The following is a 21,893-nucleotide window of genomic DNA, read 5'->3' as shown; positions in this document are numbered from 1 at the left end:
GAAAATAACATGGAAGATAAAGACATTATCATATGCAGATGCCAGGAAGTGTCCAGACAGGAGATCCTGGATGCCATTGCAGACGGCGCATTGACCGTGGACGGTGTCAAGCGCAGAACCCGCGCAGGCATGGGCCTCTGTCAGGGAAAAACCTGTGAGCGTCTGGTGGCAAGAATCATTGCGGAGCAGACAGGACGGCCCATGGCGGAGATCCTGCCGCCCAAGAGCAGAATCCCGGTACGCCCGGTGAAAATCGGTATCATAGGAGGGCAGGAAGATGAGTAAAGATGCAGACGTAATCGTAATCGGCGGTGGAATCATCGGATGTTCCGTGACCTACTATCTGAGCAAGATGGGCAAAAAGGTACTCCTTCTGGAGAGGGAGGATCTGACAAGAGGTTCCGCAGGCGCCACCGACGGTGTGGTAGGCTACCATACAAAGAAACCCGGCAAACAGATGGATCTGGCCGTGCAGAGCATTGCCATGTTCGAGCATCTGGGCGAAGAGCTTGGCATGGATGTGGAATATGAGCTGAAAAGCGGCGGCATGCAGCCGGTAGAAGATAAGATGCAGTGGGATATCCTGTCCGGCATCGTGGAAGAGCAGAAGAAGAGCGGCGTGGACATCGAGATGATTTCCGCAGAAGAGGCGAGAAAAATCACCCCCCAGCTGTCCAAGGATATTTACGGAGCCCTATATTCTCCCACCGGCGGCAAGGTCAACCCCATCAAGCTGACGCTGGGCTTTGCCAGAGCAGCCAAGAAGCTGGGCGCTACCATCCAGATCGAGACAGAAGTCACCGGCATTATCATGGAAGGCAATGCGGTTAAAGGCGTACATACGACGAAAGGCGACTATTTCGCAGACACCATCGTCAATGCCTGCGGTTCTTGGGCAGCCTTCACAGCAAAAATGGTGGGCCTGGATATGCCCATCAAGCCGAGAAAGGGACAGCTCATCGTCACCGAGCCCATTGGCCACTTCATGGACGGCACGCTGCAGTGTGCCCGGTATAACGTGATCAAGTTCCGCCCGGAGACCATCAAGGACGAGAACATCCTGCGGATGGGTGCCTCTTTGAGCATTGAGCAGACCGAGAGCGGCGGCCTCATCATCGGCGGCACGAGAGAACTGGTGGGATATGACAGAGAGAACTCCCTGGAAGCCATCGAAGCCATTTTAAAGAGAGCGGTACGGTTTTTCCCGGCGCTGAAAGACGTATGCATCATCCGTGCCTTCGCGGGTCTTCGTCCGTATACCCCGGATGGCCTGCCCATCATCGGCAGAGTGGATGGCCTGGAAGGCTTCTACATGGCAGCGGGCCATGAGGGAGACGGCATCGCACTGGCACCCATCACCGGAAAACTGCTGGCGGAGCAGATCGTCAACGGCAAGGAGTCCTATTCCCTTGATCCGTTCAGCCCCAACCGTTTTCTGGAGGCGCACAATTAAATATTAAAAGCATACAAGGCGGCATGCATTCTGAAAAGAATGGATGCCGTTTTTCTGCAAAATACGGGGAGAAAGGGTTGAACTAAACGGAAAACTGTGTTTTAATGATATATTATGAGAGTGTCTATGCACCGAAAGAATAAGGATTCTGCCCTGTCTGGCGGTTTCTTTGAGAGGAGCGTCCCGTGTCTATGGAAGTTGGCCATCAGGATGAGTTTATACCGATCCAGCGCTGTTATCCGGATGAATATGAGGAATACCAGGTATCCGGTCACTGCTGGAATGACGGCTTCCTTCCCGTGCAGATGTTCCGGATCCGGTTTCGGAAACGGACGGGTATGGTGCTGTACCCTCACGCCTGCACGCTGCTCTATTTTGAGCGGGGGGCGGACGGTACCGTGCGGATCCGGCTGGTGGGTCGGGTGACGGAGACCATGTGCACCAGGCAGGAGCCGGGAACCACGTATCTGATGCTGCGTTTTCCGCCCCAGTATACCTTTGAGGCTTTCAAGGGGCAGACGAATACGGAACACTATCTGGAGCCGTCCGTGTTCGGGGACTTGACACCGATCCGGCAGGCCATGGATACGAAGGATGCCGATGCGGCCTTTGCCCTGCTCATGCAGGCCGTGCTGGGCAGCAGCCTGGATTTCCGGGAAAATAAGCTGGTGGACGAATTCGTGTTTGGCAGCCTTTATAATGAAGATAACCTGTCCATCGAGGAGATCATCGGCAACATGTCTTATTCGCCGAGGTACATCCGCAGTGTGATCAAGGCGCAGACCGGCATCAACGCCAAGCGGCTGTACGATATCCTGCGGCTGCAGAACATCATGGAGTCTCAGATTTTTGAGGACGAGGACTCTCTCAACTGCGTGTATGATTTCGGTTTTTATGATCAGGCCCACCTGAACAAAAACATCCGGAAGCTGACGGGCTTAAGCTACACTTCCTTCAAGGAGATTCTGAAAGAGAAGAATCAGGTGGAAGAAAAAGATACGAACAAGATAATAACGGGGGAAAATGTATGATCACAGTTCTGATACCGGTCGGCGTGATGCTGGCTGTCATTTTGTGTAAAAAGATACCAAAGATCGGAGGAAACGTGCAGGTGGCGCTGGTACTGGCGGGCATCCTTTCTCTGATTCTCGGCGGCGTTTATCAGCCGACAGCCTGGTGCGGTGCGCTGATCGACGGCGTGGACCGGCTGGCATGGGTCATCTGCCTGTCCATTTTCGGCAGTATTTATGCGGAGACACAGGTGCGTCTCGGTACGATGGAGACCGTGATGGGAGCGCTGAAGGCCAAGTTTGGCAAGTCGCCCCGGGCGCTGGTGATCTGCGTCATTTTAGCGCTGGTCATCGCAGGCTCTCTGCTGGGAGACGCCATTGCGGCTTCCACAGTCATCGGTGTACTGACCGTCGGTACACTGGCTGCCATGGGCTTATCCCCGGAGCACATCTGCTGTATCATCGTTATGGGTGCTTCCATGGGTTCCATTATGCCGCCCATCACCCAGTCGCTGGCACTGTCTTCCACCCTGGTCAACACCGACTCTGAGCCGGTTGTCCAGATCGGCTATATCACGACACTCATCGTGATCGTCATCGTATGTCTCTACGTGGTGACTTTCTTTGTGAAAAAAGACATGAAGATCGTGGAATTTGACGAGAACGGCGAGGAGATCACAGACGACCGTAAGGCCGGACAGATCCTGAAGGAAAACTGGCACTCCCTCATTCCGCTGGGCGTGCTGATCCTGATCGTGCTGTTCCGCACCATCAACGTGGAAGGGCTGAAATTCGACCTGGTGCCGGAGCTTCTCGGCAAGATCCAGGTGCTGAAGATCGGGGATGAATCCCTTTCCCTTTACAGCTGGCTTTCCCAGGTGACGATCTTAAAGGGACTTTCCAACGGCATCGTGTTATCGCTGATTTTTGTCACCATCGTTTCCTTCTTCTTTAAGAAAGTCCGGGAGGACGTGAAGGGTACGCTGGTCAGCGGCCTGAAAAAAGTAAAAGTAACCGCCGGTCTGCAGGTGTGTGCCGCATTCATGCTGGGTTGCTTCTATGCAGGCGGACAGATCAATGCGGTAATGGAATTCGCTCAGGGACTGAATGTCAACGTACTGAAATTCGGCGGTGCAGCAGCCATGATGCTCATCGGTATGCTCACCGGTTCCCAGTCCACTGCCCAGAACGTGGTATTCTCGTTCTTTGGCCCGGCATTGGTGACCATCGGTCTGAATCCGACCTACGTGGCAGTGGCAGGCGCTAACTTGGCAGCCGCAGGACAGGGACTTCCGCCGGCAGACCTGACCACCTTCGTTGTGGCAGGTATCGTAGGCGGTATGCTGGGCAAGAAAGTAGACCCGGTAAAATCCATGATCCTCATGGTGCCCATGTGCTTCCTGTTCGCAGCCATCGGTATGGTATTTTTGTACTTGTAAGTATAATGCGCGAAGAGAAAAATAAGCGGCTGCGTCAGCAGACATTTGTTTTTCACGAGCCATTAACGAAGGTTCCGCCTGCGATAGCAGGCAGTAGAGAGCGCGGTAGCGCGGGAACCTGAGTTTAAAAGATCATTGTAAATGAAATGATAATATTTTGAGACAAAGGGGGACTGCAAGCAGGCGGTTCCTTTTTTGTTAATCTGGGAGGAATGAAAATGAAAGCAGCAGTGATGATCAGTGACGGAAGAATGCAGGTAATCGCAGCAAGATTGGAAGAACTGGGAATGGACGTGATGCGGGCCACAGATACCGCATCCATGCAGGCGGTGGAGGAAGCGGCGCCGACGCTGGATTTCCTTCTTCTGCCCATCCGGGGCGTGGACGGGGCGGGCATGGTGCATATCCCCGGCGTGGATTATCCGGCAGGCACCATGCTGGAGCGGTTAAAGCCGGAGGCAGTCCTGCTCACCGGTCTGCACACGGAGTATCTGCATGCGCTGGATCGGCCGGTATTCTGCTATTATGACGACGCCCAGGTGCGGGAGGAAAACACGGCACTGACAGCCGAGGGACTTCTCTATTATTTCATGCAGGTGACGCCGAAGAGCATTTATGAGTATACGGTGGACATCATCGGCTACGGCCATGTGGGCAGAAAAAACGGCGGAGCTGTTTGAACGGATCGGCATTGCCGTGCGGGTGGTGACGGACGAGGCACCGGAGGAGGGTGGCATTCCCATGATCGCCTACGACCACTGGAAAAACGGGAAACCCTGCAGCGTCATCATCAACACAGCGCCCAGCACGGTCATCACCAAAACCATGGCGGAGCATTTTCAGCCGGGCACCATCATCATCGACATTGCCAGCAACCAGGTGGGGGTGGAGCCTGCGGTATACGAAATGCCGCATATTTGTGTGAAAGCAGCGCCGGGACTGCCGGGGCTGGTGGCAGAGCAGTCTGCCGGAGAGATCCTGGCGGATTATATTGAAAGGAATTTTCTCAAAAAGACTGGTTTTTAAAACTTTACTGTGGTAAAATGGAGATAGTGTACAGGAGGGAAGAGCATGAATAAAAAGTTAAGAACCGAAGCCGTGGACTTTCTGTTCGATGCGGTGCTCAGTCTGAAAGACAGAGAAGAGTGTTATACCTTTTTTGAAGATGTATGCACGATCAATGAGATCTTATCACTGTCCCAGCGGTTTGAGGTGGCTAAGATGCTCCGGGAACAGAAGACCTATCTGGAAATTGCAGAGAAGACTGGTGCTTCCACCGCGACCATCAGTCGGGTGAACCGGTCATTGAACTATGGCAATGATGGCTACGATATGGTATTTCAGAGGCTGGAGGCTGAGAAGGGCCAGGAGTAGGTGTCGGATACCGGAAGCATGCAGCAGGCGGTCATCTGTCGGGCAATGAAAATTCGTTTATCAGCGAAAATGCGTTGCAGATCAGGATGTCTGTGCAGTCAACAGTATGGAACAGAACAAGGAAAATACGGAAGAAATAAAGAAGAACCCTGCATCAGCCTGGCATGCACAGCCAGACAATGATGGGGTTCTTTTTTATATGATAGGAAAGACTGAAGTGGAACGTAGACGCGCTCGGCGCCATGATGTGCGTACTTTGCCGTGCGAAAAAACAGAGAATGCCGGTTGTGTTGCTGATGCTTACTTGGTAAGAACGGTATCAATCAGTTTTTCAATGAGCTGTTTTTTCATATATACGTCAAAACTCATGAGGCAGATGAAGGAAAACAGCTGCAGCAGATCCTGATCTTCTCCTTCCACGTCCTGAAACGTCTTTTCGGCGCAGGAAAGCTTCGCCAGCAGATCCTCCTGCAGCAGGTCGATCTGCTCCTTCTCCAGGCTGAACACTTCCTCGTAAACGTCTTCCAGTTTCATGGGACCGCCCTCCGGGAAAAAACGGGAGGAGATGGGCTCCAGCACCTTCTGGATATCACCGATGGACAGAATATTTTTAAAATAATAAATAAAAATCAGAAGGAGCATATGCTCTTTGGAATACTTCTTCTTCACCGGCGGCGGAAGCAGGTCATTCTTCGCATAGTTGTTGATCATTGTCTTGGTAAGGATCTTATCATTATCGTAGCGGCGACTCTTGGCCAGACGCTTGTCCATGAAAGTCGTTACCTGATCCATATATAAATCAATGTTCGGAATCTCCGAGGGCCGGATATAATCCAGAGTGGAAAAATTGTCCCGGATGGCCGCAAGGAGCTCTTCTTTGTTCATTGCCATAATTTTTCACCTCACATACACATTATATAGTAATGAAAACCAGATGACAAGCTTTTTGTTGCAGTTCGTCGGTGGAATCCTTACGGTTTTCTTAAATGTAATCAGGACAAGGAAATTGTGCGCAGATGCAGGGAAATTGTAACCAGGTGGGGATGAACAGTGATGATAACTTGGGGGTGACAGAATTTTGCAGATATATTATAATGATAGACATGGTTCCGGGGAAGGAACCGGACAGGCGGTGTAATATGAGTATTTACGACAGTTTAAATAAAGAACAGAAGGAAGCGGTGCTCTGCACGGAGGGGCCGCTTCTGATTTTGGCGGGAGCCGGATCAGGCAAGACCCGGGTGCTGACCCACCGGACGGCATATCTGATCGAGGAGTGCGGGGTGAATCCGTGGAACATTCTGGCCATTACCTTTACCAACAAGGCGGCGGGAGAGATGCGGGAGAGGATAGACAAGATCGTGGAATTCGGTTCCTCTGCCGTTTGGGTGAGTACTTTCCATTCGGCCTGCGTGCGTATCCTGCGAAGATACATTGACCGGATCGGCTACGGGACGAACTTTACCATTTATGATGCGGAAGATCAGAAAACTGTCATGCGAGACGTGTGTAAGAGGCTGAACATCGATACAAAGCTCATGAAGGAGAAAATGATCCTGGGACAGATTTCTTCGGCAAAAGATGAGCTTATCGACCCGGACGAGATGGAGCTGCGGGCGGAAGGGGATTTTAATCGAAAAAAAATCGCGCTGGCGTACCGGGAATACCAGAATCAGTTAAAACGGAGCAATGCGCTGGATTTTGACGATCTCATCATGAAAACGGTGGAACTGTTCTGGCGGGCACCGGATGTGCTGGAATCGTACCAGGAGCGTTTTCGCTATATCATGGTGGATGAGTATCAGGATACCAACACGGCACAGTTCAAGCTGGTAAGCCTTCTGGCGGGCAAATACCGGAATCTGTGCGTGGTGGGTGACGATGACCAGTCCATTTATAAATTCCGGGGCGCCAACATCGGCAATATCCTGAATTTCGAGCAGATTTTCCCGGATGCTACCGTCATCAAGCTGGAACAGAATTACCGTTCCACCCAGAACATCCTGGATGCGGCCAACGATGTGATCCACAACAACAAAGGGCGGAAAGACAAGCGGCTCTGGACGGAAAATCCGGCAGGGGACAAAATTGCCCTGCGCAATTTCGACAATGCGTACGAAGAGGCGGATTACATATGCGGCGACATCCGCAGCCGGGTGCGGGACGGGGAATATACCTACCATGACTGCGCGATCCTTTACCGCACCAATGCCCAGTCCCGTCTGTTTGAGGAACGATTTGTGAACATGAACGTGCCTTATAAAATCGTCGGCGGTGTGAACTTCTATTCCCGGAAAGAGATCAAGGACGTTCTGGCTTATCTGAAAACCATCGACAACGGTAAGGACGATCTGGCGGTGCGCCGGATCATCAACGTGCCCAAGCGGGGCATCGGTGCCACGACCCTGAACCGGGTGGCAGATTTTGCCGAGGGGAACGGCATGAGCTTTTATGAAGCGCTGGAAATTGCCGAGGAGATTCCTACCCTTGGAAAAAGCGGTGTGAAGATCCGGCCCTTTACCGATATGATCCACACCTTCCGGGTACGCAAGGGTTCCCTGACCCTGCGGGAGCTGGTGGATGAAGTGTTGGAAAACACCGGCTATGTGAAAGAACTGGAAGCTGAGGGTACCGACGAGGCTCAGGCCCGGATCGAAAACATCGACGAGCTGCTTTCCAAGGTGACAGCATATCAGGAGCAGCACCAGACGGCGGAAGATCCGGCCACCCTAAGCGGTTTCCTGGAGGAAGTGGCACTGGTGGCGGATGTGGATTCCCTGGATCCGGACAGCGACTATGTGGTGCTCATGACGCTGCACAGCGCCAAGGGACTGGAATTCCCCAATGTTTACATGGCGGGCATGGAGGATGGCCTTTTCCCAAGCTATATGACCATCACATCCGATGATCCGTCGGAGCTGGAAGAAGAGCGGCGGCTCTGCTACGTGGGCATCACCCGGGCCATGCGGCATCTGACCTTAAGCTACGCCCGGATGCGGATGATCCGCGGAGAAAACCGGTTCAGCAAGATTTCCCGTTTTGTCAAGGAAATCCCTACAGAACTGGTGGAGATGGGCGGTATCCCCATGCCCAAGGAAAAAGAAATCCCGCGGCAGAACGTTTACCAGCAGGCCAAAAGCGCTTTTCATATGAAAGCCTTTGAGACGAAGCAGTTCACTGTGACAAAGGCGGCTGCGCTGGACTATGAGGTGGGGGACACCGTAAAGCATATCAAATTTGGCACCGGCATCGTGGAAGCCATCACCGAGGGCGGCCGGGACTACGAGGTAACGGTCAATTTTGAAAAATTCGGGACAAAGAAAATGTTTGCCTCCTTTGCCAAGCTGAAAAAAATATAAAAATATAAATATACGTGAGCCGTTCACAATATGTGCAGTTCATTTTTGCTCATGAGAAGGCGCTCCCTTCCCATAGGAATATTTGCGTGAACTGGAAAATAAAAATTCTGTTAATAATGAAAATTCTTTTAGGAAAATATAGTAAAATACAGGGCGAAGTGATATAATACACTCATAAAAAGCGAGGCATTCTTGGCAGGAAAGGACGTAGATATCAATGAATAAAGACAAGTTAGAAGAATTATTGAATATGACCAAGCTGGCAGAATTGGTAAACACGAAGCAGAAGGACGATGAGAAGAAGTGCAATACGGTACTTTGGGTTCTGGCGATTGTGGGTGCTGTGGCAGCCGTTGCCGGAATTGCTTATGCCGTATATCGTTTCCTGACACCGGATTATCTGGAAGACTTCGACGACGATTTTGACGAGGATTTCGATGACGATTTCTTCGAGGACGAAGAGGAAGAGACACCGGAGAAGAAAGAAGAGGAAGACACCGAAGAGTAAACGATTGTTGACATTTTGCGGAAGTGATCAGAATAGAGATTCGCAGCGGAGGCCCTGCAGGCAGATGATGTTTGCAGGGCTTTATCATTGTATGATAGGAAATACAAAAATATGGAAAAGGAGCAGCCCGGCAGGGCTTTGAAAAAGATGAAAAAAGGACAGATTGCAGAAGGAATTGTGGAAAAAGTAATATTTCCCAACAAGGGAATCGTGGCGGCAGAGGGCGAAAAGGTAGTTGTGAAAAACAGCGTGCCCGGGCAGAAGGTGCGTTTCTCTGTCAATAAGATCAAACACGGAAAAGCAGAAGGCCGTCTTCTGGAGGTGGTGGAGCCATCACCGCTGGAGGTGCCGTCGCCCTGTCCGCATTTTGGCGTCTGTGGCGGCTGTACCTACCAGACCCTGCCCTATGAAGAGCAGTTAAAGCTGAAAGCCGCCCAGGTAAAAGCACTGCTGGACGACGTGATTTCTGATTACACCTTTGAAGGAATCAAGGCAAGCCCCCAGCAGGAAGCTTACAGAAATAAGATGGAATTCTCCTTTGGAGATGAATACAAGGATGGTCCGCTGGCGCTGGGCATGCACAGACGCGGCAGCTTTTACGATATCGTCACCGTAGACGGCTGCTGCATCGTGGACGAGGATTACCGTAAAATCCTGCGCTGCGTCCGGGATTATTTCAGCGAAAATGCCGTGCCCTTTTATCATAAGCAGATCCATCAGGGTTATCTGCGGCACCTGCTCGTGCGAAAAGGCGTCAAAACCGGCGACATCCTTATCGACCTGGTAACGACAAGTCAGTTGGATCTCTCTGACGTGGACTGGGTATCCCGGGTGCTGGCACTGGAACTGTCCGGCACAGTTGTGGGAATCCTTCACACCTACAACGACAGCGTGGCTGATGCGGTCAAAGATGAAGGAACCAAGGTTGTCTATGGCAGTGACCATTTTTACGAGGAGCTGTTGGGCCTGAAATTCAAAATTTCTCCCTTCTCCTTTTTCCAGACCAACTCCCGGGGCGCGGAAGTTCTCTACGAGACTGCCCGTTCCTACGTGGGAGAAACCAAAGACAAGATCATTTACGATCTGTACAGCGGCACCGGCACCATCGCCCAGATGCTGGCGCCTGTGGCAAAACATGTCATCGGCGTGGAAATCATCGAGGAAGCCGTGGAAGCTGCCCGGGAAAACGCGGCCAGAAACGGCCTTTCCAACTGTGAATTCCTGGCGGGCGACGTCCTCAAGGTGCTGGACACCATAGAAGAAAAGCCGGATCTCATTGTCCTTGACCCGCCCCGCGACGGTATTCATCCCAAAGCGCTGGGCAAGATCATCGACTATGGCGTAGACCGGCTGGTATACATCAGCTGCAAACCCACCAGCCTGGCACGGGATCTGGAAGTACTGACCGCAAGGGGCTATCGGGTGGAGAAGGTTTGCTGCGTGGACATGTTCCCGGCGACGGTGCATGTGGAAACATGCGTTCTCTTAGCGAAGACGAGTGCAACGCACGAAGACTGAGGCTAGAGACGCAGTTGTTCTGCCGAGTGAAGGAGAGACAGAACTTCCGCTAGAATTGGAATCAGCGTAAGCGAACAAGACTTCAAAACAGCGATTTTGTCTACCACTTGTCAACCGCTTATTATGTTCTTGTAAAAGTGGGGAAATATAGATGTTAGCTGGATTGATAAAAGTATGTGGCATCTGTCAAAAATAGAATCATTATAGAGGTGGAGGAAATCTTATTTTGGCAAAGAAAAAAGATGAAATAACCATCCATTCCAGCGCAGCGGAATACCTGACCTATGTTGCCCTTGTTGGTGATCAGCAGGAGAGTATAGAGATGCGCTACGAGGATGAAAATATATGGATGACACAGAAGATGATGGCCACATTGTATGACGTGGATGTTCGTACAATCAATGAGCATATTAAGAAGATTTATTCTGATTCAGAGCTTGAGGAGGATTCAACTATCCGGAATTTCCGGATAGTTCAAACCGAAGGTTCTCGCCAGGTGACACGTGATACCAAGCACTATAGCCTTCAAATGATCATTGCTGTAGGTTTCAAGGTCAATTCCGAGCGGGCGGTACAGTTCCGTAAATGGGTAAATCAAATCGCAAAGGACTACACCATCAAAGGCTGGGTCATGGATGATGAATGGCTGAAATTGCAAAGCTTCATGCCGAGACAGAATTTGAAAAATACCGTGTCATTCAGGACAGATTATTCATGTCCGACTTTGATAAGTATATGCTGGAATTGGAAGGAAAGGCGAAGAAATAATGTCTTGCAAAGATAGAGAAGATAAAATATCCAATCGAGAATTGGACAATGTGTGATGGCATACGAGAAAATGCCATTTAAGCTGTGTTGAGCATATTATCGGATACTTATAAAAAAAGAGATTGATTTCAAGGAGATAAGCGCCCCTGCCATTGTGGCAGGGGGCTATTTATGATCAGTGCAGAAGCTGTTTTAAGTCTTCCTCCGGTGTGGTGATGGGAGCGATGCCGAAGTTTTCTACAAGATAGTTCAGCACATTGGGAGAAAGGAACGCCGGCAGTGTGGGGCCGAGGCGGATATTTTTGATGCCCAAATGCAACAGGGTCAGAAGGATGCACACAGCTTTCTGCTCGTACCAGGAGAGCACCATGGACAGGGGCAGGTCGTTTACCCCGCAGCCAAAGGCGTCTGCAAGGGCAACGGCAACCTGAATGGCGCTGTAAGCGTCGTTGCATTGTCCCACATCCATCAGCCGGGGCAGACCGCCGATGGTGCCCAGATCCAGATCGTTGAACCGGTATTTGCCGCAGGCCAGGGGTCAGGATCACGGTGTCTGGCGGCGTCTGTTTTACAAATTCCGTGTAGTAGTTGCGGCCGGGCCGTGCACCGTCACAGCCGCCCACCAGGAAGAAATGCCGGATCGCACCGGATTTTACCGCTTCAATCACCTTGTCGGCCACACCGAGTACGGTGCCGCGGGCAAAACCGGTGGTCACAGTGCTGCCGCCGTTGATGCCGGTAAATGATTTGTCCTCGGGATATCCGCCCAGTTCCAGTGCCTTTTCGATCACCGGTGTGAAGTCCTTATCCTCCCCGATGTGGGTCATTTCGGGATAGGAAACCACAGCGGTGGTAAATACCCGGTCAGCATAGCTTGCGTGGGGCGGCATCAGGCAGTTGGTGGTAAACAGGATCGGCGCGGGAATGTCTGAAAATTCCTTCTGCTGGTTCTGCCATGCCGTACCGAAATTGCCTTTGAGATGCGGATATTTTTTCAGTTCAGGATACCCGTGGGCAGGGAGCATTTCACTGTGGGTGTAGATGTTGATGCCTTTGCCTTCGGTCTGCTCCAGCAGCAGTTTCAGGTCGTGGAGATCGTGACCGGAAATCACGATGAACGGCCCTTTTTCTACGGTCAGGGGAACGGTGACCGGTGTGGGGGTGCCGTAGGTCTCGGTGTTTGCCCGGTCAAGAAGCGCCATGCATTTGAGGTTTTTCTCGCCAACCTCCATCACGATGGGCAGCAGTTCGTCCATGTCCCAGTCTTCGCCCACCGCAAAAAGCGCTTTCGCAAAGAAATGATTTAACTCTTCATCGGTATACCCCAGAACCAGGGCATGGTGCGCATAAGCCGCCATACCGCGCACGCCGAAGAGGATGAGTGATTTGAGGCTGCGGATATCCTCCGGCGCATTCCACACTTTTTCCAAATCATAATCATCGGTTTGCCCGCACACAGAGGTACAGGAAGAACAGTTTGGCACCAGCCGTTCTTTTTCCTCATGCACTCGGTCGATCATTTCCCTTACAGTCTTTTCGTAAAAGTTTACGTTTGTGACGGTGGTAAATAATCCCTCGATCATCAGACGCCAGGTGTGGTCGTTAGCGCCCGGGGCGTGATAGGACGCACGCGCCAGCCCGATCAGCGCGCCGGTCAGCTCGTCCTGAAGCTTTGCCACATCGGTATTTTTTCCGCAGACGCCTGTTTTTCCTGTACAGCCGGAGCAGCCTGCGGTCTGTTCACACTGAAAACAAAACATATTGTGATCCATAAGAAATCCTCGCTTTCTTCTGATTTTTATCAAATAGTAATAACAGTGTTTCTTGATTTTTCGTTTTTATTATAGTGTGGGAAGTTCCATAAATCTGTTGGATTTCCAACGGAAAAAAGACCTGGTGAATTTTTCAAAATCCTGCTTATCGATCCAATTTTGCAACAGAAATTTGATGAAGGTGCGGCTGCATCGCATGTAAAATGCAGTTGTTTCGGCAAAACGCGTAAGTTATAATATAGATATGGTTGGATACCTTTTGGCAGAGCGCGATATCTATAGAAGATACTTCGCACAACAAAAGGGGGGAAAACTTTGAACACGGAATTGAAAAATGCAGTGGGGGCACGGACAAAGAGGCGCAGTATGATGCAAGCGAAAAACGCCTGCTGGGACAGAAATGGATATTGGCTCACATTCTGGTAAAGACGGTCGATGCATTTAAGGGCATGCGGCATGGTGAGGTGATCGGATACATCGAGGGGACACCGCAGATTAGCACAGTGTCCATAGAGCCGGGGCTTACGAATCAGAAAAAGAAAACGAATGGTCAGCGAATCGTTGGTTTTAACACAGAAAATGGAGAACTGGGCGAAGGACTGGTCAGGTTTGATATTGTTTTTTATGGCAGCAGATTGATTTCGTCACAGAAAGAACGGGATTTTGAAAATTCCAATTATGACGATCTGAGGCAGGTGTATTCGATCTGGATATGTATGAATATGGATGAAAACAGTATGTGCCATGTGCATCTGGTGGAAGATCAGGTGATCGGTGGATATGTATGGAAAGGAAATCTGGATTTGCTGCATATTATTATGATCGGTCTGGCTAAGGAGCTGCCGGAACATGATGAGACCTATGAACTGCACCGGTTGTTGGGCGCGTTGCTGTCAAAACAACTGACAGGTGAGGAAAAGCTGAATATCATGGGACAGGAATACGATATTCCGATAGAAGAGAATCTGCGAAAGGATGTGGATGTTATGTGTAACCTGAGTCAGGGAATAAAAGAAGATGGAATTGCGATTGGCCGTGAAGAAGGTCGTGCGGAAGGCGAAGCGGGAATTATCCTGAAAATGTACAAGAATGGTTTTTCGGCGGAGCAGATCGCAGCGGCTACAGATAAGGAAGTAGAAGCTGTGAGGAATATGATTGCAGGGAAGAAGGCTATTTTGGTGTAGAAACGATAGAATAAAGCCAGATCATAAACAGCAGAGGGGCGTGATTTTTGTGAAATACATAGCGCATATGACGGAGGATCGGGAACAAAGCCTTCTGGATCATTTACAGGGAACCGCTGCGCTTGCGGGAATGTTTGCAGAGGCATTTGGCAAGTATGACTGGGGATATTGCTGCGGCATGCTGCATGATATTGGCAAATATTCCGCTGCATTTCAGCATAAGATCAGAACCAATGGAACGGAAATGGTAGACCATGCAACAGCAGGAGCACAGGTCTGTAAAGACCATAAAGGTCTTTATCCGATTATGAGTTATTGTATTGCCGGACATCACGCAGGGCTTCCTGATTATGGAAATCAGGCGGATCGGGCATCTGCGCCAACATTAAGCGGCCGACTGAAAAAGAAGGTGGAGGATTATGGGGCTTATCGGACGGAAGTACAGATTCCGTCAGTCGGTGGGCCGCCATTTGATGCCCGGGCATGTGTCGATCCGGATTTTTCGCTGAGTGTTTTTATCAGAATGCTGTATTCCTGTCTGGTGGATGCGGATTTCCTTGATACAGAGCAGTTTATGAAAAATGGAGATACAGGAAGAGAACAGGGAGAATCTATGGAGGTTCTTCTGGAAAAGTTGGAAGCTTACGTGGCCAAATGGAAAAAGGAGACGGATTTACATACGGTAAATGGCAGAAGAACGGCGATTTTAAATGCCTGTTTGGAAGGGGGAAGCCTGGATAAGGGGCTTTTCCGCCTGACGGTGCCAACGGGAGGCGGAAAAACGGTTGCATCTATGGCGTTTGCCCTGCGGCATGCAGTAAAGCATCATATGCGCAGAGTCATTTACGTGGTGCCGTATACGAGCATCATCGAGCAGAATGCGCAGGTGTTCCGGGAAATTCTGGGGGCAGAAAATGTTCTGGAAAATCACTGCAATGTGGATTATGAAGATTCGGAGGAACTGAAACCGATGCAGCTGGCGGCGGAAAACTGGGATAAGCCGGTTGTGGTGACAACAAATGTACAGTTTTTTGAATCGCTGTTTTCCAATAAGTCTTCAAAGTGCCGGAAGCTTCATAACATCGCAAACAGTGTGATCGTATTTGACGAGGCGCAGATGTTGCCGAACGACTATCTGAAACCCTGTGTGGCAATGATAGAAGAGCTGATCAATATGTATGAGGTGAGTGCGGTATTGTGTACGGCAACGCAGCCGGCGCTGGATTCTTTTTTTGTAAAGAAAAAGCCAATAGAGCTCTGTCCGGATCTGGAAGAGCAGTTCGCCTTTTTGCAGCGTGTTACTTACAAAAATGCAGGTACACTGGGAGAAGAGGAGCTTCTGGAACGGCTGAAAGAAGAATATCAGGTTTTATGTATTGTCAATACGAAGAAACGTGCACAGAAGCTCTACCGGGAATTGCAGGGAGAAGGCGTGTATCATTTATCTACCAGTATGTGTCCCCGGCACAGAAAAGCAGTACTGCAGAAGATTCGCCAGTGCCTAGAAGATGAGAAAAGGTGCGTTGTGATTGCCACAAGTCTGGTGGAGGCGGGCGTAGACCTTGATTTTCGCACGGTATATCGGCAGCTGGCCGGAGTGGATTCTATGATACAGGCGGCTGGCAGATGCAACCGGGAAGGGAAAAATCCTGCCGCGGAAAGCTCTGTGTATATTTTTCAGCTGGATGAGAAGGAATATGTGCCCGGGCAAAGGCAGCAGATTGATGTCGCAAGAATGCTGCTGGGGGATCAGAAGAAGCTGGATGATCTGCAGTGTATAGAAAGCTATTTTCAGATGCTGTATCATATAAAAGGGGACAGTCTGGACAAAAAACATATTTTGGAGGAATTTCGAAGAAGAGACTATCATTTTGCAAAGGTGGGAAGGGAATTCCGCCTCATAGAAGAGGATACCGTGACGGTTTTTGTCAGTTTCAATGAAGAGGCGGAAGCCATTTTAGAGGAGCTGAAAAATAAAGGGATTTACAAAAGCACGTATGCGAAAGGCCGGGCAGTACTGTGTCAATGTTTACAGAAAAGAGTTTGATAAAATCTATGATGCAGGGATGTTGCGGTCGATGGCAGAATATGTCGAAGGCACCAAAGATTTTTATATTTTGGAAAACCCGGAGGCATATTCCATGGAATGCGGGCTGGATCTGGATATAGACACAGGAATGGCGTTGTATATGTAAAAGAGAATATTGGGGAAAAGACAAACAGCAGTAAGAGAAAGGCAGAGAGCGTTTTTTCTTGCTGCTGTTTATCGGTTGGGTAATAGTTACTGTCACTATTTCAATCCACAGGAATGGAGGGCTTCCTGACTTTTAAAGTATATCAGAGCTAATATATGAAATCAATATAAATTTCAGTGAAAGTAAAAATTATATATTGTAAACGAAGAGAAAGTATGATATTATCAGAAATATAAACAAGCTATACCTGATAAAATGATTCAATACCATAAGTATAAAACAAATATTCTGAAAATACAACGGAAAGGAGTGAGAACATGAGCGTTGGAGTCAAAGTAAAAGTCTGGGGAGATTATGCATTATTTACCCGCCCGGAGACAAAGGTGGAGCGATATTCCTATGACGTGATGACGCCATCCGCGGCAAGGGGCATTTTGGAAGCCATCTACTGGCATCCAGGATTGCGCTGGCATATTGATAAGATTTATGTAAGAAAGCCGATCCGGTTTACCAGCGTCCGAAGAAATGAAGTACAGAGCAAAATATCAGCAGCCAATGTGTTACAGGCATACAACGGTGCGGACAAAGAACTGGGGATTATTACAAAAAACGATATTGTCCAGCGGGCCTCCGTCCTGCTGCGTGATGTGGAATATGTGATCGAGGCGCATTTTGAAATGACGGTGCATGCCAATGCCACGGACAATCCGGGAAAGTTTAAGGATATTATCATGAGACGGTTGAAAAGAGGAGAATGCTATCACATGCCCTATTTTGGCTGCCGGGAATTTCCGGCACATTTTGGTCTGTGGGAGGCGAGCGAGATCACGACGGCCTATGCTGATGTGGAAGAACGGGATCTGGGACTGATGCTGTATGATATGGACTACAGTGATCCGAACGATATACAGCCCATGTTTTTCCGGGCGGTGATGAAGAAAGGCGTGCTGGATCTGCGGGACTGTGAGGTGATTCGATGATTTTACAGGCGCTGAAAGAATACTATGAGCGGCTGGCGGAAGAGGGGAAGGTATCGACACCGGGATGGTGCCAGGCGAAAGTTTCCTATGCAATAGAATTGCGTGCGGATGGCGATATAAAGGCAATTTTTGACCTGAGAGAGGAAAAGGGAGAAGGCAAAAGGAAAAGATGGGAACCGAAAACTTTGCGTGTACCGGAAATGGTGCCGCGTTCTTCCGGCATATCTGCCAATTTCCTCTGTGATAATGCGAAGTATTTGCTGGGGATCGACGCTGATCCAGCGGACAAAAGAGCGCAGGATTGTTTTCTGGCAGCGAAGAAAAAGCATCTGGAGATTTTAAAAGGCGCAGACAGTATGATGGCGCGGGCTGTCTGTGCGCATTTTGAGAAATGGGATCCGCAGAAAGCAAAAGAAAATCCGGCAGTTCTGGAAAAATGGGAGGAACTGACGGCAGGCGGGAATCTGGTGTTTTCCATGGATACGCAAGATGCACAGGATGATGCGGCAATTCAACGGGCCTGGGAAGAGGTGGAAGACGGAGAAAGCGAGGAGAAGGGGATTTGCCTTGTGACCGGAGAACGGACTCCCATCGCGAGAATCCACAGAACCATCAAAGGGGTTCCGGGTGCACAATCCAGCGGTGCTGCATTGGTTTCTTTCAATGCGCCGGCCTTTGAATCTTACGGGAAGGCACAAAGCTATAATGCGCCGGTGGGAAAATATGCGGAATACGCCTATACAACAGCATTGAATGATCTGCTTTCCCATCGGGAGTATACTGAGCAGATCGGAGATACGATGATCGTCTGCTGGGCGGAAAGCGCCAGGGAGGAATACCCGGCGGCTTTCTGGGATGCCATTGATCCGCCGGGCGATAATCAGGAGGATGTGATTCGGGTATTTCAATCCATCAAAAATGACGGGTATATCAATTATAAAGAGGTAGCGCTGGATCCGGAACAGAAGTTTTATATTATGGGCATTGCGCCAAATGCGGCCAGACTGGCTGTTCGATTTTTTTATGAGAATTCTTTTGGCAACATTTTGAAAAATATCATTGCGCATTACGACCGCATGGAAATGATAAAACCGGCGTGGGAAACAAAGGAATATCTGGGCATTGAGGACATGCTGGATCAGACGGCGAATCAGAAATCCCGGGATAAGAAACCGGTTTCCAATATGTCGGTGGCGGTACTGAAAGCGATCGTTTCCGGCAGCCGGTATCCGGCCAGCTTATACACGAATACGATCATACGTATCCGTGCAGAACAGGGAAATGTCACCTGGGGGCGGGCAGCCATTGATAAGGCATATCTGATTCGCAATTATGATTGGAAGGAAGGAGAAGCGTATATGGAGTGCAGAGAAGAAAGTCAGGAGGTTGCATATGTGCTTGGACGGTTATTTGCCGTTCTGGAGTTCATTCAGAAGCGGGCGAGCGGCGATATCAAAGCGACCATTCGGGATCGGTATTTTAACGCCGCCTGTGCGACACCGGCTTCTGTATTTCCTGTTCTGCTGAAATTAAAGAACAGCCATCTTCGAAAAATAGAGCGGGACAGCGTAGGTGCTAAAATCCATTATGAACAGAAAGTAACGGAATTGATGTGCAAATTCAGTGAATTTCCCAAGCGGCTGTCTTTGGAGGATCAGGGAAAATTCAATATCGGTTATTATCATCAGATGCAGAAAAATTATGAGAAAAAGGAGGAGAAGTAAATGAGCGAGGCGATCAAAAACAGATATGAGTTTGTTGTTTTATTTGATGTGGAAAATGGTAATCCAAACGGGGATCCGGACGCGGGAAATATGCCGAGAATCGACCCGGAAAGCGGCCTGGGGCTGGTGACGGATGTCTGCCTGAAACGCAAGATCCGCAATTACGTGGAGACGGTAAAAGAAGGCGAACCCGGGTATAAGATTTATATCCGGGAAGATATTCCGCTGAACAGAAGCGACAGAGAAGCCTGTGAGGCGCTGGGCGTGCAGGATACAGATGAGAAAAAAGTGACGGAATCTTTGAAAAAACTGAAGAAAAATGACCCGGATGCGGATCGGAAACTGCGGGATTATATGTGTCAGAATTTTTATGATATCCGGACATTTGGCGCAGTTATGACAACTTTTGTAAAAGCTTCTCTGAACTGCGGGCAGGTAAGAGGGCCGGTGCAGCTTGGCTTTGCCAGAAGCATAGATCCGATCATCAGCCAGGAAGTGACGATCACAAGAGTGGCGATCACCACGGAAACGGCTGCGGAAAATAAGAAAACAGAAATGGGACGCAAAACCATTGTGCCCTACGGGCTGTATCGGGTGGAAGGGTACGTTTCTGCCAATCTGGCCCGCAAAACAACGGGATTTTCAGAGGAGGATCTGGCCCTTTTGTGGGATGCGATCATCAATATGTTTGAAAACGATCATTCTGCGGCACGGGGAAAAATGGCAGTGCGGGAACTGATCGTGTTCAAACACAGCAAAGAACTGGGGGATTGTCCTGCATACAAACTGTTTGAGGCTGTAGAGGTGAAGAAAAAGGACGAGGTTATTTATCCGCGAAAATATCAGGACTATACGGTAACCCTTCATGAAGAGGAAATCCCGGATTCGGTGAAAGTGAAAAGGATGATTTAAATGGAGTACCCGGAAGACAAATATCTGATGATATCAGGGATACAGCATTTCAAATTTTGCAGAAGACAGTGGGCGCTGATCCACATTGAACAGCAGTGGGCAGAAAATGTCCACACAGTGACCGGAGAACTGATGCATAAAAAGGCGCATGATCCCTATCTCACAGAAAAACGGAAAGATACCATCATCACGCGGGCGCTTCCGGTATCCTCCAGAACGCTGGGTGTCAGCGGAGAATGTGATATCGTGGAATTTCAACGGGTGGAAGACGGGATACGGCTGCATGGGCACCGGGGGTTATACCATGTTTATCCGGTGGAATACAAGAAAGGAAAGCCCAAAGAGACGGAAGAGGATCATCTGCAGCTGGCGGCCCAGGCCATGTGTCTGGAGGAAATGTTTTCCACAGACATTCCGGAAGGAGCCATTTTCTATGGGGAGACAAGGCGCAGGGAAATTGTGCCGATTTCCGCACAGTTAAGAAAAGAAGTGGCCGATATTTTGGAAGAAATGCATCAATATTATGACCGCGGGTATACGCCGAAGGTAAAATATCAAAAAGCATGCAGTGCCTGTTCGTTAAAGGAGATCTGCCTCCCGGAACTGGGAAGAAATGTTTCTGTCAAAACGTACATAGAACAGGCATTGAAGGAGGAAACATGAAAAAATTATTAAATACGCTATATGTGACCTCTGAGAACAGCTATCTTTCCTTAAATGGTGAAAATATCGTGATTTATGAAGGGGAAACAGAAAAAGGACGGGTGCCGCTGCACAATCTGGAAGGCATCGTTTCTTTTGGGTACAGAGGGACAAGCCCTGCGCTGATGGGCGCCTGTGCCCATCGAAATATTTCTCTTTGTTACGTTACGCCGCAGGGAAAATTTCTCGCCCGTGTTTCCGGGAAGATTAAAGGAAATGTGCTTCTGCGGGAACAGCAGTATACCAGCAGTAAAGACGCGCAGACCAGTCTGGAAATTGCGAAAAACTGTATCACGGGGAAAGTGTACAATGCAAGGTGGGTACTGGAGCGGGCAATCCGGGATCATGGCATGCAGATTGATGCGGAACGTGTAAAAAATGCTTCCGTATATCTGAAGAATTCTCTGGAATGGATCAGAAACAGTTCATCCATGGAGCAGCTCCGGGGCTATGAGGGAGAGGCTGCCAGTGTATATTTTGGCGTTTTTGATGAACTGATCTTGCAGCAGAAAAAGGATTTTTCCTTTACCGGGAGAAACAAGAGGCCGCCGCTGGATCCCATGAATGCCATGCTGTCGTTTGTGTATACACTTTTGACCAATACGATTACCTCTGCACTGGAAACGGTAGGGCTGGATCCTTATGTAGGCTATATGCATACCGACCGCCCGGGCCGGACGTCGCTTTCCCTGGATCTGATCGAAGAGCTGCGGGCCGTTCTGGCAGACCGATTTGTGCTGTCGTTGGTGAATAAAAAAATTGTTACGGCAAAAAACTTCACCTGTAAAGAAAACGGTGCGGTGCTAATGGATGAGGATGCGAGAAAGCGTTTGTTGACAGAATGGCAGAATAAGAAAAAAGAAGTGATTACCCATCCCTATCTGAAAGAAAAGGTAGAATGGGGAATGGTCCCCTATGTGCAGGCCATGCTGCTGGCGCGATATTTAAGAGGCGATCTGGATGGATATCCGGTATTCCTGTGGAAATAAGGTGAA

The 21,893-nt window shown here is 49.5% G+C and carries 17 protein-coding genes and 3 pseudogenes; 18 read left to right on the top strand and 2 right to left on the bottom strand.

What is annotated here, in order from left to right:
- Positions 1–9: 9 nt before the first annotated feature.
- The 7 genes from RJD28_13475 to RJD28_13445 all read left to right on the top strand — a co-directional run bounded on the left by RJD28_13475 (position 10) and on the right by RJD28_13445 (position 5,276).
- The gene (locus tag RJD28_13475; protein WNV57278.1) at positions 10–285 is read left to right on the top strand and encodes a (2Fe-2S)-binding protein; all 276 of its coding nucleotides are present in this window, start codon (positions 10–12) and stop codon (positions 283–285) included.
- Positions 278–1,453, top strand: a complete 1,176-nt coding sequence (locus RJD28_13470; GenBank protein ID WNV57277.1) for an FAD-binding oxidoreductase — start codon at positions 278–280, stop codon at positions 1,451–1,453. The genes RJD28_13475 and RJD28_13470 overlap by 8 nt, the downstream gene beginning before the upstream one ends.
- Before the next feature lie 191 nt (positions 1,454–1,644).
- Positions 1,645–2,484: a helix-turn-helix domain-containing protein gene (locus RJD28_13465; protein ID WNV57276.1), complete on the top strand. Its 840-nt coding sequence runs from the start codon at positions 1,645–1,647 to the stop codon at positions 2,482–2,484.
- Positions 2,481–3,902 (top strand): TRAP transporter large permease subunit, encoded by a 1,422-nt coding sequence (locus RJD28_13460; protein WNV57275.1) that lies wholly within the window; start codon positions 2,481–2,483, stop codon positions 3,900–3,902. The genes RJD28_13465 and RJD28_13460 overlap by 4 nt, the downstream gene beginning before the upstream one ends.
- A gap of 218 nt (positions 3,903–4,120) precedes the next feature.
- Positions 4,121–4,582, top strand: coding sequence for a hypothetical protein (locus RJD28_13455; GenBank protein WNV57274.1), 462 nt, complete (start codon positions 4,121–4,123; stop codon positions 4,580–4,582).
- Entirely contained in the window at positions 4,551–4,928 is a 378-nt protein-coding gene (locus tag RJD28_13450) for a hypothetical protein (protein WNV57273.1), read from the top strand. The genes RJD28_13455 and RJD28_13450 overlap by 32 nt, the downstream gene beginning before the upstream one ends.
- Before the next feature lie 45 nt (positions 4,929–4,973).
- Complete coding sequence (locus RJD28_13445) at positions 4,974–5,276, top strand: YerC/YecD family TrpR-related protein (GenBank protein WNV57272.1); 303 nt, start codon at positions 4,974–4,976, stop codon at positions 5,274–5,276.
- A gap of 300 nt (positions 5,277–5,576) precedes the next feature.
- Here the strand turns inward: RJD28_13445 and RJD28_13440 are convergent, their stop codons facing one another.
- Positions 5,577–6,167: a DUF1836 domain-containing protein gene (locus tag RJD28_13440; protein WNV57271.1), complete on the bottom strand. Its 591-nt coding sequence runs from the start codon at positions 6,165–6,167 to the stop codon at positions 5,577–5,579.
- 248 nt (positions 6,168–6,415) lie between these two features.
- Here RJD28_13440 and pcrA point away from each other — a divergent pair, with 248 nt between their 5' ends.
- The 4 genes and pseudogenes from pcrA (at position 6,416) to rhuM (ending at position 11,313) form a co-directional block, all read left to right on the top strand.
- Positions 6,416–8,635 carry a DNA helicase PcrA gene (gene pcrA, locus RJD28_13435; protein WNV57270.1) on the top strand — a complete coding sequence of 740 codons (2,220 nt, stop codon included), beginning with the start codon at positions 6,416–6,418 and terminating at the stop codon, positions 8,633–8,635.
- Between the two features lie 217 nt (positions 8,636–8,852).
- Positions 8,853–9,143, top strand: coding sequence for a hypothetical protein (locus RJD28_13430; protein ID WNV57269.1), 291 nt, complete (start codon positions 8,853–8,855; stop codon positions 9,141–9,143).
- A gap of 147 nt (positions 9,144–9,290) precedes the next feature.
- Positions 9,291–10,661 (top strand): 23S rRNA (uracil(1939)-C(5))-methyltransferase RlmD, encoded by a 1,371-nt coding sequence (gene rlmD / locus RJD28_13425; GenBank protein ID WNV59626.1) that lies wholly within the window; start codon positions 9,291–9,293, stop codon positions 10,659–10,661.
- A 226-nt stretch (positions 10,662–10,887) separates the two neighbouring features.
- Positions 10,888–11,313 (top strand): annotated as a pseudogene (rhuM, locus tag RJD28_13420) (RhuM family protein).
- Between the two features lie 291 nt (positions 11,314–11,604).
- On the opposite strand, the pseudogene hcp reads toward rhuM, so the two are convergent.
- Positions 11,605–13,201, bottom strand: a pseudogene (gene hcp, locus RJD28_13415) (hydroxylamine reductase).
- A 407-nt stretch (positions 13,202–13,608) separates the two neighbouring features.
- Here hcp and RJD28_13410 point away from each other — a divergent pair.
- The 7 genes and pseudogenes from RJD28_13410 (at position 13,609) to cas1c (ending at position 21,887) form a co-directional block, all read left to right on the top strand.
- On the top strand, positions 13,609–14,385 hold the full coding sequence (locus tag RJD28_13410; GenBank protein ID WNV57268.1) for a hypothetical protein: 777 nt from the start codon (positions 13,609–13,611) through the stop codon (positions 14,383–14,385).
- 49 nt (positions 14,386–14,434) lie between these two features.
- Positions 14,435–16,580 (top strand): annotated as a pseudogene (gene cas3 / locus RJD28_13405) (CRISPR-associated helicase Cas3').
- A gap of 317 nt (positions 16,581–16,897) precedes the next feature.
- Positions 16,898–17,560, top strand: coding sequence for a type I-C CRISPR-associated protein Cas5c (gene cas5c, locus RJD28_13400; GenBank protein ID WNV57267.1), 663 nt, complete (start codon positions 16,898–16,900; stop codon positions 17,558–17,560).
- Positions 17,557–19,284, top strand: a complete 1,728-nt coding sequence (gene cas8c / locus RJD28_13395; protein WNV57266.1) for a type I-C CRISPR-associated protein Cas8c/Csd1 — start codon at positions 17,557–17,559, stop codon at positions 19,282–19,284. The genes cas5c and cas8c overlap by 4 nt, the downstream gene beginning before the upstream one ends.
- Complete coding sequence (gene cas7c, locus RJD28_13390) at positions 19,285–20,196, top strand: type I-C CRISPR-associated protein Cas7/Csd2 (GenBank protein WNV57265.1); 912 nt, start codon at positions 19,285–19,287, stop codon at positions 20,194–20,196.
- Positions 20,197–20,859 carry a CRISPR-associated protein Cas4 gene (gene cas4, locus RJD28_13385; protein WNV57264.1) on the top strand — a complete coding sequence of 221 codons (663 nt, stop codon included), beginning with the start codon at positions 20,197–20,199 and terminating at the stop codon, positions 20,857–20,859. It abuts the gene before it with no gap.
- Positions 20,856–21,887 (top strand): type I-C CRISPR-associated endonuclease Cas1c, encoded by a 1,032-nt coding sequence (gene cas1c / locus RJD28_13380; protein ID WNV57263.1) that lies wholly within the window; start codon positions 20,856–20,858, stop codon positions 21,885–21,887. The genes cas4 and cas1c overlap by 4 nt, the downstream gene beginning before the upstream one ends.
- Positions 21,888–21,893: the final 6 nt, after the last annotated feature.

The sequence above is a fragment of the Oscillospiraceae bacterium NTUH-002-81 genome (assembly GCA_032620915.1).
In the GTDB taxonomy this organism is placed as follows: Bacteria; Bacillota; Clostridia; order Lachnospirales; family Lachnospiraceae; genus JAGTTR01.
This window is presented reverse-complemented; position numbering and strand designations above follow the sequence as displayed.

Excerpts from the sequence above, each read along its gene's own strand:
- cas1c (WNV57263.1), top strand. The coding sequence starts at position 20,856 with ATGAAAAAATTATTAAATACGCTATATGTGACCTCTGAGAACAGCTAT.
- RJD28_13440 (WNV57271.1), bottom strand. The coding sequence starts at position 6,167 with ATGGCAATGAACAAAGAAGAGCTCCTTGCGGCCATCCGGGACAATTTT.
- cas5c (WNV57267.1), top strand. The coding sequence starts at position 16,898 with ATGAGCGTTGGAGTCAAAGTAAAAGTCTGGGGAGATTATGCATTATTT.
- RJD28_13445 (WNV57272.1), top strand. The coding sequence starts at position 4,974 with ATGAATAAAAAGTTAAGAACCGAAGCCGTGGACTTTCTGTTCGATGCG.
- RJD28_13465 (WNV57276.1), top strand. The coding sequence starts at position 1,645 with ATGGAAGTTGGCCATCAGGATGAGTTTATACCGATCCAGCGCTGTTAT.
- cas8c (WNV57266.1), top strand. The coding sequence starts at position 17,557 with ATGATTTTACAGGCGCTGAAAGAATACTATGAGCGGCTGGCGGAAGAG.
- pcrA (WNV57270.1), top strand. The coding sequence starts at position 6,416 with ATGAGTATTTACGACAGTTTAAATAAAGAACAGAAGGAAGCGGTGCTC.
- RJD28_13470 (WNV57277.1), top strand. The coding sequence starts at position 278 with ATGAGTAAAGATGCAGACGTAATCGTAATCGGCGGTGGAATCATCGGA.
- cas4 (WNV57264.1), top strand. The coding sequence starts at position 20,197 with ATGGAGTACCCGGAAGACAAATATCTGATGATATCAGGGATACAGCAT.
- RJD28_13430 (WNV57269.1), top strand. The coding sequence starts at position 8,853 with ATGAATAAAGACAAGTTAGAAGAATTATTGAATATGACCAAGCTGGCA.
- RJD28_13475 (WNV57278.1), top strand. The coding sequence starts at position 10 with ATGGAAGATAAAGACATTATCATATGCAGATGCCAGGAAGTGTCCAGA.
- RJD28_13455 (WNV57274.1), top strand. The coding sequence starts at position 4,121 with ATGAAAGCAGCAGTGATGATCAGTGACGGAAGAATGCAGGTAATCGCA.
- RJD28_13460 (WNV57275.1), top strand. The coding sequence starts at position 2,481 with ATGATCACAGTTCTGATACCGGTCGGCGTGATGCTGGCTGTCATTTTG.
- cas7c (WNV57265.1), top strand. The coding sequence starts at position 19,285 with ATGAGCGAGGCGATCAAAAACAGATATGAGTTTGTTGTTTTATTTGAT.
- RJD28_13450 (WNV57273.1), top strand. The coding sequence starts at position 4,551 with ATGTGGGCAGAAAAAACGGCGGAGCTGTTTGAACGGATCGGCATTGCC.
- rlmD (WNV59626.1), top strand. The coding sequence starts at position 9,291 with ATGAAAAAAGGACAGATTGCAGAAGGAATTGTGGAAAAAGTAATATTT.